The 12,352-nt window shown below is 64.8% G+C and carries 12 protein-coding genes; 11 read left to right on the forward strand and 1 reads right to left on the reverse strand.

From position 1 onward, the window contains the following. The first annotated feature begins 106 nt into the window (after window positions 1-106). The 8 genes from aroQ to NG900_RS18135 all read left to right on the forward strand — a co-directional run bounded on the left by aroQ (window position 107) and on the right by NG900_RS18135 (window position 7,154). The gene (gene aroQ, locus NG900_RS18100; RefSeq protein ID WP_252682742.1) at window positions 107-586 is read left to right on the forward strand and encodes a type II 3-dehydroquinate dehydratase; all 480 of its coding nucleotides are present in this window, start codon (window positions 107-109) and stop codon (window positions 584-586) included. A 148-nt stretch (window positions 587-734) separates the two neighbouring features. Further along, window positions 735-1,202, forward strand: coding sequence for an acetyl-CoA carboxylase biotin carboxyl carrier protein (gene accB, locus NG900_RS18105; RefSeq protein WP_252682743.1), 468 nt, complete (start codon window positions 735-737; stop codon window positions 1,200-1,202). 138 nt (window positions 1,203-1,340) lie between these two features. Continuing rightward, a complete protein-coding gene (accC, locus tag NG900_RS18110; RefSeq protein ID WP_252682744.1) occupies window positions 1,341-2,708 on the forward strand; it encodes an acetyl-CoA carboxylase biotin carboxylase subunit in 1,368 nt (455 codons plus the stop codon). Continuing rightward, the gene (gene prmA, locus NG900_RS18115; RefSeq protein WP_252682745.1) at window positions 2,705-3,601 is read left to right on the forward strand and encodes a 50S ribosomal protein L11 methyltransferase; all 897 of its coding nucleotides are present in this window, start codon (window positions 2,705-2,707) and stop codon (window positions 3,599-3,601) included. The genes accC and prmA overlap by 4 nt, the downstream gene beginning before the upstream one ends. A gap of 94 nt (window positions 3,602-3,695) precedes the next feature. After that, window positions 3,696-5,105, forward strand: a complete 1,410-nt coding sequence (locus NG900_RS18120; RefSeq protein WP_252682746.1) for a DUF3426 domain-containing protein — start codon at window positions 3,696-3,698, stop codon at window positions 5,103-5,105. A 49-nt stretch (window positions 5,106-5,154) separates the two neighbouring features. Beyond that, complete coding sequence (gene tpx / locus NG900_RS18125) at window positions 5,155-5,655, forward strand: thiol peroxidase (RefSeq protein WP_252682747.1); 501 nt, start codon at window positions 5,155-5,157, stop codon at window positions 5,653-5,655. Between the two features lie 86 nt (window positions 5,656-5,741). Further along, complete coding sequence (locus NG900_RS18130) at window positions 5,742-6,677, forward strand: carbohydrate kinase family protein (RefSeq protein WP_252682748.1); 936 nt, start codon at window positions 5,742-5,744, stop codon at window positions 6,675-6,677. Between the two features lie 9 nt (window positions 6,678-6,686). Then, window positions 6,687-7,154 (forward strand): outer membrane lipoprotein, encoded by a 468-nt coding sequence (locus NG900_RS18135; RefSeq protein ID WP_252682749.1) that lies wholly within the window; start codon window positions 6,687-6,689, stop codon window positions 7,152-7,154. Window positions 7,155-7,391: 237 nt separating this feature from the next. Here NG900_RS18135 and NG900_RS18140 read toward each other — a convergent pair whose 3' ends face one another. Further along, a complete protein-coding gene (locus NG900_RS18140; protein WP_252682750.1) occupies window positions 7,392-7,985 on the reverse strand; it encodes a histone H1-like DNA-binding protein in 594 nt (197 codons plus the stop codon). A 1,705-nt stretch (window positions 7,986-9,690) separates the two neighbouring features. On the opposite strand from NG900_RS18140, the gene NG900_RS18145 reads away from it, so the two are divergent. From NG900_RS18145 to NG900_RS18155, 3 genes are all read left to right on the forward strand, one after another. Next, window positions 9,691-10,479 carry a collagen-like triple helix repeat-containing protein gene (locus tag NG900_RS18145; protein WP_252682751.1) on the forward strand — a complete coding sequence of 263 codons (789 nt, stop codon included), beginning with the start codon at window positions 9,691-9,693 and terminating at the stop codon, window positions 10,477-10,479. Between the two features lie 132 nt (window positions 10,480-10,611). Next, entirely contained in the window at window positions 10,612-11,751 is a 1,140-nt protein-coding gene (locus tag NG900_RS18150) for a collagen-like triple helix repeat-containing protein (RefSeq protein ID WP_252682752.1), read from the forward strand. Window positions 11,752-11,815: 64 nt separating this feature from the next. Next, window positions 11,816-12,271: a DUF2147 domain-containing protein gene (locus NG900_RS18155; RefSeq protein WP_252682753.1), complete on the forward strand. Its 456-nt coding sequence runs from the start codon at window positions 11,816-11,818 to the stop codon at window positions 12,269-12,271. The last annotated feature ends 81 nt before the right edge of the window (window positions 12,272-12,352 follow it).

Here is a 12,352-nt window from a genome sequence, read left to right on the forward strand (position 1 = left end):
CAACATCGGTGAAAACACCGATTTCTCGACAGTTTTTCAGCAAAAACTAGACAAAGCATTCTAATTTGCTGTAAATTCCGCCCAACTTCGCTCAACCGGTCAAATCGTGACTGACAAACCGATCGCCAAAGCGCTTCCCAACGTGCTCGTATTGCACGGTCCGAACCTCAATTTGCTGGGGACACGGGAACCGGAGGTCTATGGTGCGACCACGCTGGCCGACATCAATGCGGCTCTGGTCAAACGTGCCCAGTCGCGCGGCGTGACGCTGTCGCATTTCCAGTCGAACCACGAAGGTGCGCTGGTCGATCGCATTCACGCCGCCAAGAGCGAAGGCGTCGAATTCATCATCATCAACCCGGCGGCCTATACGCATACGAGTGTGGCGCTGCGCGATGCGCTGGCCGGGGTGGTGATTCCGTACATCGAAGTCCATCTGTCCAACGTGCATCGTCGTGAGCCGTTCCGCCACCATTCGTACCTGGCGGACCAGGCGGTGGGCGTGATCTGTGGGCTGGGCTGGCGTGGCTACCTGGCCGCACTGGACTATGTCGTCGACGAACATAGCGATCAACACGGCGGCTGATCTGCCGCTTTCTTCCCCTTTTATTTCAACCACTTAACCAACGCAACGACGCCAGCGCCTGGAGCGCCTGACTTTACCGATGCGCGGCTGAAGAGCCATTCGCGCGTGCATCCCCGCCCCAGATCGCCGACGCTGCAGGAGAACGTTCATGGATTTGCGCAAGCTGAAAACGCTGATCGACCTCGTGGCCGAATCGGGCATTTCGGAACTCGAAGTGACCGAAGGCGAAGGCAAGGTCCGCATCGTCAAGTCGGCACCGCAGCAAGTGATGGCCGCGCCGATGCAGTACGCACCGATGCCCGCCATGCCTGCTGCACCGGCCGTCGCCGCGACGGCTGCACCGGCTGTCGGCGCTGAGGCCGCCGCCCCGGCGCTGCCCGCCGGCCATATCGTGACCTCGCCGATGGTCGGTACGTTCTACCGCTCGCCGTCGCCGGGCGCCGCCGAGTTCGTCAAGGTGGGCGACACCGTCAAGGAAGGCCAGACGCTGTGCATCATCGAAGCGATGAAGCTGCTCAACGAGATCGAAGCGGACAAGGCCGGCGTGATCAAGGAAGTCCTGATCGACAACGGCCAGGCTGTGGAATACGGCCAGCCGCTGTTCGTGATCGGCTGATCTTCCGGCATCCGACCCTCATCGTGCGGCGCCAAGAGCGCCGCATCCGAGCGCGAGTTGACGCAACCGAGTGCCCAGGTCCGCTAAGTGCGGCCCAGCCATAGCGCCCTCGCCTCCCCTTTTTGTAGCGAGAACACGATGTTCGACAAGATCCTGATCGCGAATCGCGGCGAGATCGCTCTTCGCATCCAGCGCGCCTGCCGCGAGCTCGGCATCAAGACCGTGGTGGTCTATTCCGAGGCAGACAAGGAAGCCAAATACGTCAAGCTGGCCGACGAAGCCGTGTGTATCGGCCCGGCACCGTCGCCGCTGTCGTACCTGAACATGCCGGCGATCATCTCGGCCGCCGAGGTGACCGACGCCCAGGCCATCCACCCCGGCTACGGCTTCCTCTCGGAAAACGCCGACTTTGCCGAGCGCGTGGAGCAATCCGGCTTCACCTTCATCGGCCCGACACCCGAATCGATCCGCCTGATGGGCGACAAGGTCTCGGCCAAGCAGGCCATGATCAGGTCCGGCGTGCCGTGCGTGCCCGGCTCGGACGGCGCCCTGCCCGATGATCCGAAGGAAATCCTGGCAACGGCCAAGAAGGTCGGCTATCCGGTGATCATCAAGGCCGCCGGCGGCGGCGGTGGCCGCGGCATGCGCGTGGTGCACACCGAGGCTGCACTGATCAACGCCGTCAACATGACCCGCGAAGAAGCCGGCCGTGCCTTCGGCAACCCGGAAGTCTATATGGAGAAGTTCCTGGAGCATCCGCGCCACGTGGAGATCCAGATCCTGGCCGACCAGCACCGCAACGCCATTTGGCTGGGCGAGCGTGACTGCTCGATGCAGCGCCGCCACCAGAAGGTGATCGAAGAAGCGCCGGCACCGCACATCCCGCGCCGCCTGATCGAGCGCATCGGCGACCGCTGCGCCGAGGCCTGCAAGAAGATCGGCTACCGTGGCGCCGGCACGTTCGAGTTCCTGTACGAAAACGGCGAGTTCTACTTCATCGAGATGAACACGCGCGTGCAGGTCGAGCACCCGGTCACGGAAATGATCACCGGCGTCGATATCGTGCAAGAGCAGATCCGCGTGGCGGCCGGCGAAAAGCTGCGCTTCCGCCAGAAGGACATCACGCTCAAGGGCCACGCCATCGAGTGCCGCATCAACGCGGAAGATCCGTTCAAGTTCACGCCGTCGCCGGGGCGCATCACGTCGTGGCACGTGCCGGGTGGCCCGGGTGTTCGCGTCGATTCGCACGCCTACAACGGCTACTTCGTGCCGCCCAACTACGACTCGATGATCGGCAAGGTCATCACGTACGGCGCCACGCGTGAGCAGGCCATTGCCCGCATGCGCATCGCCCTGTCGGAAATGGTGGTGGAAGGCATCTCGACCAACGTGCCGCTGCACCGCGACCTGATGCTCGACGCCAACTTCGTCGAAGGCGGCACCGACATCCACTACCTGGAGCACCGTCTGGCGCAGCAGGAAGTGGCCAAGGGTGGCGGCAAGTGACGTACCGCGAATGCGTACTTGAGGTGTCTCGCGACGACGCTGAGGCGTTGTCCGAGGCGCTGTTCGATCTGGGCGCCCTGTCGGTGTCGGTAGAAGACGCCGATGCCGACACGCCGGAAGAACAACCGCTCTTCGGCGAGCCCGGCCACGAGCCGACCCGCCTGGCGTGGAACCGTTCGCGCGTGGTCGCGCTGCTGGCTGACGATGCCGATCCGGCACTGCTGGTGGCAGCCGCGGCCAACGAGATCAAGCTCTCGCCCATCCCTGCGTACACCGTGCGCGAAGTCGAAGAGCAGGACTGGGTGCGCGTGACGCAATCGCAGTTCGAGCCTATTCACATCGGCGAGCACATCTGGGTCGTGCCCTCGTGGCATGACGCACCGGAGCCCGATGCCGTGGTGCTGGAGCTGGACCCCGGCCTCGCTTTCGGTACCGGCAGCCACCCGACCACGCGTTTGTGCATGGAATGGCTGGAACAGCACGTGCAGCCCGGCGAGCGCACGCTCGATTACGGTTGCGGCTCGGGCATCCTGGCCATCGTCGCCAAGAAGCTCGGCGCGAGTGAAACCGTCGGCGTCGACATCGACCCGAACGCCGTGGAAGCCTCGCGCTACAACGCCGAGCGCAACCACGTCGAAGCCACCTTCGCGCTGCCCGACGATGCTCCGGAAGGCACCTTCGACCTGGTCGTGGCGAACATTCTGTCGAACCCGCTCAAGCTGATGGCGGCCATGCTGTGCGCACGCGCGCGCCCGGGCGGCCGGCTGATCCTGTCAGGGGTGCTGGAGCGCCAAGCGGAGGAAGTGGCCGCCGCCTATGCGTCGGCCATTCCGCTGACGGTGTGGCGCGCACGTGACGGCTGGGTCTGCCTGCACGGTGTGAAACCGGCTTAACAGCGCAGAAGTCGCACCAGCGTCGGCACAAAGGTCGACGCTGGCGCTGCTGTCTGCAATACTCGCGCGGTCGGCTTTTCTCTCTTCGTCTCGCATGGCAACTGCGCCACAAGCTGCGCCACGTCTGGCCGCCCGCTGCCCCAACTGCCAAACCGCGTTCCGCGTTGTCGCCGACCAACTCCGGCTGCGCGGCGGGCTTGTCCGTTGCGGGCGCTGCAACCACGTCTTTGATGGCCGCGATCATCTGATCGAACTCGGCGCCGCACCCGCACCCGCACCCGCACAGACAGCGCCAGTGGCCGAAGTGCCGCAGCCGCCGAAGCCGCAAGAACCTGCCCCCCGTACAACGCAAGCCCCGGTCGCCCCAGAACCGCCAGCGCCCTCCACGCCGCCGGCTGACGGAAACGAAAGCGAAGACGAACGCGAAGACGACCACGGCTTCGGCATGACGTTGATCTGGGAAGAAGACCTTTCCGAAGAGGGCGTCGCCGAAGTCCATTTGGGTGAAGTCGAAGGCGCGACCCCGGCACCCGACGCACAACCGACCGCGCCCGACACGCGGCCACTGCCCGGCGCGCCACCAGCTGCTCCGTCCGATGAACCGCAGCAGCCCACCCATGCCTTCCATGGTCTGCCGCCGCTGCGCGATCTCGAAGACGAGGAAGACACGTTCGCGGCAGCCCTGCCCAAGCAGCCGTCGGCTGACTTGCCAGTCGAACCCGCGCTCACACCGGCAGCCGCGTCGGCAGGACCGGTTGCATCCCCGACGCCCGTTGCCCAAGCCCACGATTCGGTCTGGATGCGCCACGATGCCGATCCGCACACGCTATTCGCGCCGGTGCCACGGCGCCATGGTCACGCTCGTCGTGCGCAAACCGAACCCGCGAGCCCGGCACCGCAACGCACACTGACCGGGGCACCGCGTCCACGCCAGGTGCGCGGGCCGAATCACGGCGTCTCCGCCGCAACGCTGGATTTCCTGCGCGCCGCGCAGGCACGCGAACAGGCACGCAAGTCGACAGGACGCCGTGCACTGGCGCGCATTGCGGTTGGTTTCCTGACCGTGCTGGCGGTGGTGCAGTTGCTGTTCCTCGCCCGCGCCGAGATCGCCCGCCGTGCACCCTCCACGCGCCCGCTGTGGGAAGCGCTGTGCCAGCCGCTGCATTGCACGGTCGCGCCGCCGCGGGATCTGGATGCCCTGCTGATCGAGTCGTCCCAACTGCAGCGCCAGGAAGGCGAGGCGTCCGACGAATACGTGCTGACCGCCACGCTGCGCAACCGTGCCGGCGGCCCCATCGCGCTGCCCGCCATCGAGCTGATCACGACCGATCTGCAGGACCAGTTGCTCTCCCGCCGCGCCCTACTGCCCAACGACTATCTGAACCCGAGCGACAGTGCATACGGCAAGTCAGGGCTGCCCGCCCGCGCCGAGTTGCCGATTCGGGTACGATTCCAGTCCCAGCGCCCGACGGCCAACTACCGGGTGCTGATTTTTTACCCCTGAATTTTCCCCAGACTCACCCCCAACACGCATCAAAGGAAGGAGCAACACCATGGCAAACGTGACCCTTGGCGGCAACCCGATCGAAGTCGGCGGCCAATTCCCGGCGGCCGGCGCGAAAGCCCCGGCATTCACGCTGGTTGGCGCAGACCTGAAAGACGTGTCGCTGGCCGACTTTGCCGGCAAGCGTAAGGTCCTGAACATCGTGCCGAGCCTGGACACCCCGGTGTGTGCCACCTCCACGCGCAAGTTCAACGAAGCCGCTGCCAAGCTCGACAACACGGTCGTGCTCTCGATCTCTGCCGACCTGCCGTTCGCCGCAGGCCGCTTCTGCACCACCGAAGGCATCAAGAACGTCGTGCCGCTGTCGACCTTCCGTGACAAGGGCTTCAAGCAAGCCTACGGCGTCGACATCACGTCGGGCCCGCTGGCCGGCGTGACCGCCCGCGCCGTGGTCGTGCTCGATGGCAACGACAACGTCCTGTATTCGCAGCTCGTGCCGGAAATCAAGGAAGAGCCGAACTACGACGCCGCACTGGCTGCACTGAAGTAAGCTGTTTCGAGACCGGTCGCCGGTCTCTCGTTCATCACACGGCCGTCCGCTTGGACGGCCGCGTTCACATTTGGAGCCCTCCCGATATGGCCAGCGTGATCTGCGGCTCGGTCGCCTACGACACCATCATGACGTTCGACGGACACTTCCGCGAACACATCCTGCCCGACAAGATCCACATCCTGAACGTCTCCTTCCTGGTGCCAAGCATGCGTCGGGAGTTCGGTGGCTGCGCAGGCAACATCGCCTACACGCTCAAGCTGCTCGGCGGCGAGCCCATCATCATGGGCACCGTTGGCCAGGATGCCGGCCCGTATCTGGACTACCTGAAGGCGCTCGGTATCTCGACCGCGCACATCACCGAGATTCCGGACACGTTCACGGCGCAGGCCATGATCACCACCGACCGCGACAACAACCAGATCACCGCGTTCCACCCGGGCGCGATGAGCCAGTCGAGCGTGAATTCGGTCAAGGATGCGCTGCCCGCCAGACTGGGCCTGGTCGGCCCCGACAGCCGCGAAGGCATGCTGCACCACGCCACCCAATTTGCCGAATCGGGCGTGCCGTTCATCTTCGACCTGGGCCAGGCGATGCCGCTGTTTGACGGCGCCGACCTGCGCCGCTTCGTTGAACTCGCCAGCTACGTGGTGGTCAATGACTACGAAGCGCAGGTCATGCTGTCACGCACGGGCTACAGTGCGACAGAACTTGCGCAGCGCGTCGAGGCGTTCATCGTCACGCGCGGGGAAGAAGGGGCGGAGATTCACACCGGCGGCAAGCAGTACACTATTCCTGTTGTGCCGGCCGAGCGTGTGGTCGACCCGACCGGTTGCGGCGACGCTTTCCGCGGCGGCCTGCTCTACGGTATCGAGAACGGGCTGGACTGGGAAACCACCGGCCGGCTCGCCAGCCTGATGGGCTCACTCAAGATCGCCTGCCAGGGGCCGCAAAATCACGGTCTGCCCGTCGACGAGATTGCCCGGCGCTTCGAATCCGCTTTCGGGTATCGGTATCAATAAGGAACAAACATGAAACCCATCTATCGCATCGGCGCTGCAGCCCTGATGGTTGCCGCTCTCGGCCTGCAAGGTTGCGCCATGGGCACCAACTCCAACAGCGCGTACACCTCGGGGCAGGCGCAGCGCGAACAGACCGTGCGCTTCGGCACCGTGGATTCCGTGCGCAACGTCGTGATCGACCGTGAGGCGACCGGCGTCGGTACCATCGCGGGCGGCGCAATCGGCGGCATCGGGTCGGCGGCAGCCATCGGGCGCGGCAACGGCTCGGTGGCGGCGGGCGTGCTCGGCGCCATCCTCGGCGGCGTGGCTGGCAGCGCGATCGAAGGTCAGGCGAACAAGCGTCCGGGTCTCGAGATCACCGTCAAGCTGGACAACGGCGAATACCGCGCCATCACGCAGGACGCCGACGAGGCATTCCGCCCGGGCGAGCGCGTGCGCCTGTTGTCGTCTGGCGGCGTGACCCGCGTGACGCACTGATCGATCTGGCCCATCGGGCCGGGCGCATCGGAAAAAACCGCAGCGGCACGATGCCGATGCGGTTTTTTTTTCGCGCATGCAACGAATGCACGAGCAAGAAAAAGCCCGCCGGGGCGTAAGCCGATCGGCGGGCGGTGCAAGACACCAGGTCTTGCGGACCGGATACGCGGTATCCGATCAGGTGGGCGCGACATGCGCGCCGCTGTGGTCCCGGAGGATCACCGTCGCAAGAATGACTTACGGACGGTTGCCAGTCGGGAACGGCCATGCCGCAGCCGGGTTCAGCGCGGTCTTGGCAGCGGGTGCAGCCGGTGCAGCGGCCGGAGCAGCAGCGGGCTTGGCAACAGCCTTCTTCGCCGGCGCCTTCTTCGCAGCAGGCTTGGCAGCAGCCTTCTTGGCAGCCGGAGCCTTCTTCGCAGCAGGCTTGGCAGCGGCCTTCTTGGCAGCCGGGGCCTTCTTGGCGGCAACCTTCTTCACTGCAGCTTTCTTGGCCGGGGCCTTCTTGGCAGCAACCTTCTTCACTGCAGCTTTCTTGGCCGGGGCCTTCTTCGCTGCAACCTTCTTCACTGCGGCTTTCTTGGCCGGGGCCTTCTTCGCTGCAACCTTCTTGGCAGCAACCTTCTTCACTGCGGCCTTCTTGGCGGCCGGTGCCTTCTTGGCGGCGACCTTCTTAACTGCAACCTTCTTTGCAGCAGCCTTCTTGGCCGGTGCCTTCTTGGCGGCCGGAGCAGCCTTCTTCACAGCAGCCTTCTTGGCGGCCGGAGCCTTCTTTGCAGCGGCCTTCTTGGCCGGGGCCTTGGCGGCCGGTTTCTTCTTAGCAGCAGTTGCCATGGGAAACTCCTTCAAGATTGGGTATCGAACTATCGAGATTGAGCAACCCGACCGGCCCGATCCCACGATGCAACGGCATCGCCAGACCAACCGAGCGAGCGATTCATCGGCGCACCACCAGACGGCAGTCGCACGCTAATGAATTCGGTAGGAAGACCTGCATCCCGCGCGGTAGACACACGCAGCAAGTTGCACGCCTCGGTCGCGCATACGCGCGTAACCGCAGCTGGCCGGACACACTGCGTCCGGCGGGTCTTCGTCAACTGAGAGGACCGGGGCATCGTGGCCACACCGGTCGAAATCTGATCTTGCGCGAATCGCTGTGTAGGTTGCAAAGCCGCTTGCAGCGTAGCTTTGCGGACAGCGGAAATCTGGAGAGCGCGCGTTTTCTTTTGGGGGTAGTACGCCCATCCCGACGGGGGGATCGCAGAGACGGCACCGAGTTCGAACAGCCCTGTCGGCGTGGCGTGCATCAAAGTGGTTACGCTCCTCGACTACCTTTCACTTGCTGCTTGCTTGGAAGTTCATCGTCGTTGATCGCGCGAAGCTTCCTTGCATCGAAGTCAACGTCTTGTCAAGGCGAATCATAATTCGTTTGCGCGGTGATGTTAAGAGATTTATGCAAAAAGCGCGGTGAGTTTTGGTGAAGGATTGCGCTGCGTCTGTGCGTCGCTGCGATTCAGATCGCGCATGCATCGCAGGCGACCTCTCGGAAGCGCATTTTCTTGCGTGGTGACATCGCGTTACGACGTTGCTCCACGGTGACACACTCTTCCCGCAAACCCAATGTTCATGCCGGTTTACAGCAGCGCGTGATTGAACTCGTGTGTGCATCGCGCAGGCGCGCGCGCGCCTCGCACACGTTCAGCATCGTCGTGTGCGATGACGCGCGAGCGGCGCGATGCGTGTCGAAAAAAAACGATGCGTGAATGCGACAACGCACGCGAATTTTTGGCACGCGCGCATTCGATCGATGCGATCGACGTGTGCGTGTCGACGTGTTGAGCGTGTCGATCGACGTCGCGAACGCGTCTCTCGCGCAGTGTTCGCACACCATCGACACACGAGGTGCCAAAGCGATGCGATCGCGATGGTCAACGACATGCACGCACGTGCCGCAAGTCGCGTGCCGCGCATCGGATGCGCGAGGCGGTCGAGATGTCGATGCGTGCACGCGTGCGAATCGCATCGATGCGTGCCGCGGATGCCGGTAGGTGACGATGTCGAACGGCCAACGCATCGCACCTCCTCATCGCGGCGCGCATCGCTGCAAGCCGATCGCCAATCGCGGGAAAACCCTGCTCAGCAACCGCTGAAAACTGCGCGCAATCGCGTTTGAAACGAGGCGGTTTTACGACGATAGAAGGATTGTTCTACGGCAATCCAAGGGGCATTTTTGCTGCGGCATACATGCACCAAGAACGGCTTGCTGAGGCGTTTTATACCGAATCCGCATCGAGAATTGCTGCAGTCGCATATCGGGGTGTCAGGTTGACGCTGATTGTCATGCCATTCGGTTTCACTCCACGATCCGCTCACCACATCAGCACGGCATCGATCGCGCGGTGTGGCACGGGCCCTGCGCGTGGCACGTGACAAGACAGGGCGGTCGTCGCCACCCCGCAACGCGGCGACGGCAAACCCGACGAGCAAAGAGCGCAAGACAGAAGGGGTCCAACAGCGTTCTGAGTAGTGGAGGCACAAGATGCGCGATCGAGCGTTCTTGTCGACATCGAATCCGCCGAGGCGCGGAAGGTTCTCGCGGTGCACGCAGTGCATGTTGGCGACGGCATCGCTCGCCGTACTGGTGGGCTGCGCGAATTCCGGCAGCGGCGACATGGGTACGTCGCTCGGCGGCGGCGGTGATTCGCAATCGAAGCCGGCGATCACGGCATCGACGTCGCCGACGTGGTCGAGCGATAGCGGCAGCAGTGCAACGGGTGGCACCAGCGCAACAGGCAGCACACCCATCGCCACACCGACCGGCCCCGTCGAGCAGGTGACGACCACCGTCGTCACGGCCATCGTGCCGCTCACCGCCACGCTGACTTCGACCACGCAAACGCTGGGCGCAGCCACCGGCCTGGGCGCGCCAGTGGGCAACGTGCTGACGACGCTGGGCGGTGCACTCGGCAGCGAGGGCCGCACGATCACGACGGCAGCCAAGGGGGATGCGCTGGTGTCGACGCTGGGCAATACGGTGAGCGCGCTCGGCACGCTCACCGACGGGTTGGCAACGGTTGTCTCGCCCGCAGCGCCATCCTCGGCAGGCAGCGCACCCGGTAGTGCATTGACCGGTGCGCTTGGCGGCGCGCTCGCACCGGTCACGTCGGCCGTCGGTTCATTGACTGCCGCCTTGCCGGGCGTGGGGGCGATCAGCAATGGCGGTACTGCGGCGACCAGTCCGCTCGGCGGGCTGGGCAGCATCGGTACAACGGTGGGCGGGTTGGTCAGCGGCGTGCTGGCGGGTGTGACATCCGGCGCGCATCGCTAGCCCTGCTCTTGAGAACTTTATTTGCATTCGACTGAAAGGGCAGACGGATGCTAACCGCCAGGCACCAGATGCGCGTTCTTCTGACCCGGCGGTGATTCAGCGGTACGGGCCGCGCTTACAAGGAGACTCATCATGAAGATTCAAAACCCGCTGCAAGCTTCTTCCGCTGTTCTGCAATCGCGCACGCTGCTGGCGGCGGCCGCATTCGCCGTGCTGACGCTGGCCGGCTGCGCTTCGGGCGGCAACCCGAACGGCGACACTCCGGCATCGACGGCGAACAACAACCCCGGCGCGGTGCCGGTGGGCAACGTGGCCAGCAACAGCGGCAACGTCGTGACGCAGACGGGCAAGACGGTCAGCGACCTTGGCACGACGATCGGCACGGCCCCGGTACCGGTGGTGGGCGGCACGGCAGCGCAGAAGGATTTGGGCGCGACGGTCACCTCCGCCGGTAATACCGTCCAGACGCTGGGCAACGGCATCAGCAACGGGCTCGGCAAGATCGGCTCGACGCCTGACCCGGTCGGCACCACGGTGCAGAGCTCGGGTGATGTGGTGCGCTCCGCCGGCGTGACCGTCGGCAATGCAGGCCAGACCGTCTCCGACCTGGGCGCGGCAGGCAGCCCGCTGGCACCGCTGAATCCGGTGACGGCGCCGGTGGGCAGCGGGGTGTCTGCGCTGGGGCAGGTGCTGCAGGGCGCGGGCGGGCTCGTCACCATCGGCACGTCGAGCGGCCCGGTGCAACAGATCACGCAGCAGACCAGCAACGCGATCGTGCCGCTGTCGGCACAGGTTGCGCAGGGCACGCAAGCGGTCGGCAGCACGACGATGCTCGGCGGCCCGCTGGCGGGTGCGCTCAACACGGTGGGCGGCGGCTTGCAGAGCGCAGGCGCGCAAGTCGGTGCGGCTGGCGGCAACCCGCTCACGCGTGACGTGGGTGGCGTGATCGGTGCCGTGGGCAGCACGGTGGCCAGCGCCGGCGGCCTCGTCAACGGTGGCAGCGGCGGCTCGACGAACCCGTTGGCGCCGATCACGAACGCACTGGGTGGCGGACTCGGCGGCGGCAGCAACCCGCTCGCTCCTGTGACCGGTGCGTTGTCGGGTGGCGGCAGCAGTCCGCTGGCGCCGGTGACGAGCGCGCTGAGCGGCGCCACCGGCAGCGGCAACCCGCTTGCCCCAATCACCAATGCGCTGGGTGGCGTCACGAACGCCACCGGCGGCTCCGGCAGCAATCCGCTGTCCCCCCTGACCGGTGCGTTGAGCGCCCATTGACCCCGCGCCAATACAACCGATCTGCCCTCACCGATTCTTTTTACGCTGACAAGGAGACTCCACAATGCAACGCACCCCCCACTCTTTCGCGCGCCTGGCCGGCGCACTGGCCTTCGCACTCGCAGCAGGCAGCGCTTTCGCGCAAGCCACGCCCGCTGGCACCTGGAAGACCATCGACGACAACACGGGTAAACAAAAAGGCGAAGTGAAGATCGTCGACAACGGCGGCACGTTCACGGGCAAGGTCAGCAAGATCCTCGTGCCGGGCGACGAGAACAAGACCTGCACCAAGTGCACGGACGACCGCAAAGACCAGCCGATCCAGGGCTTGACCATCCTGACGGGCCTCAAGGCAAACGGGAACAACAACTGGGATGGCGGCCAGATCCTGGACCCGGAAAACGGCAAGGTTTACAGCGCCAAGATGTCGCTGTCGGAAGACGGTCAGAAACTCAATGTGCGCGGCTTCATCGGCATCAGTCTGATCGGCCGCACGCAAACCTGGATCCGCGAGCAGTGATCCCCGCCTGATAACGAAACCTCCCAACGCGCGGCGGCGTTTCCTCCTCGTGAGGAAACGCCGTCTCTTCGGGCGCCGGTG

It is taken from the genome of Ralstonia soli (assembly GCF_023955655.1).
Lineage (GTDB): Bacteria > Pseudomonadota > Gammaproteobacteria > Burkholderiales > Burkholderiaceae > Ralstonia > Ralstonia soli.

What these genes read in the sequence shown, in the direction of transcription:
- accB (WP_252682743.1), top strand. Translation starts at nt 735, where the DNA reads ATGGATTTGCGCAAGCTGAAAACGCTGATCGACCTCGTGGCCGAATCG.
- accC (WP_252682744.1), top strand. Translation starts at nt 1,341, where the DNA reads ATGTTCGACAAGATCCTGATCGCGAATCGCGGCGAGATCGCTCTTCGC.
- NG900_RS18120 (WP_252682746.1), top strand. Translation starts at nt 3,696, where the DNA reads ATGGCAACTGCGCCACAAGCTGCGCCACGTCTGGCCGCCCGCTGCCCC.
- tpx (WP_252682747.1), top strand. Translation starts at nt 5,155, where the DNA reads ATGGCAAACGTGACCCTTGGCGGCAACCCGATCGAAGTCGGCGGCCAA.
- NG900_RS18130 (WP_252682748.1), top strand. Translation starts at nt 5,742, where the DNA reads ATGGCCAGCGTGATCTGCGGCTCGGTCGCCTACGACACCATCATGACG.
- NG900_RS18135 (WP_252682749.1), top strand. Translation starts at nt 6,687, where the DNA reads ATGAAACCCATCTATCGCATCGGCGCTGCAGCCCTGATGGTTGCCGCT.
- NG900_RS18140 (WP_252682750.1), bottom strand. Translation starts at nt 7,985, where the DNA reads ATGGCAACTGCTGCTAAGAAGAAACCGGCCGCCAAGGCCCCGGCCAAG.
- NG900_RS18145 (WP_252682751.1), top strand. Translation starts at nt 9,691, where the DNA reads ATGCGCGATCGAGCGTTCTTGTCGACATCGAATCCGCCGAGGCGCGGA.
- NG900_RS18150 (WP_252682752.1), top strand. Translation starts at nt 10,612, where the DNA reads ATGAAGATTCAAAACCCGCTGCAAGCTTCTTCCGCTGTTCTGCAATCG.
- NG900_RS18155 (WP_252682753.1), top strand. Translation starts at nt 11,816, where the DNA reads ATGCAACGCACCCCCCACTCTTTCGCGCGCCTGGCCGGCGCACTGGCC.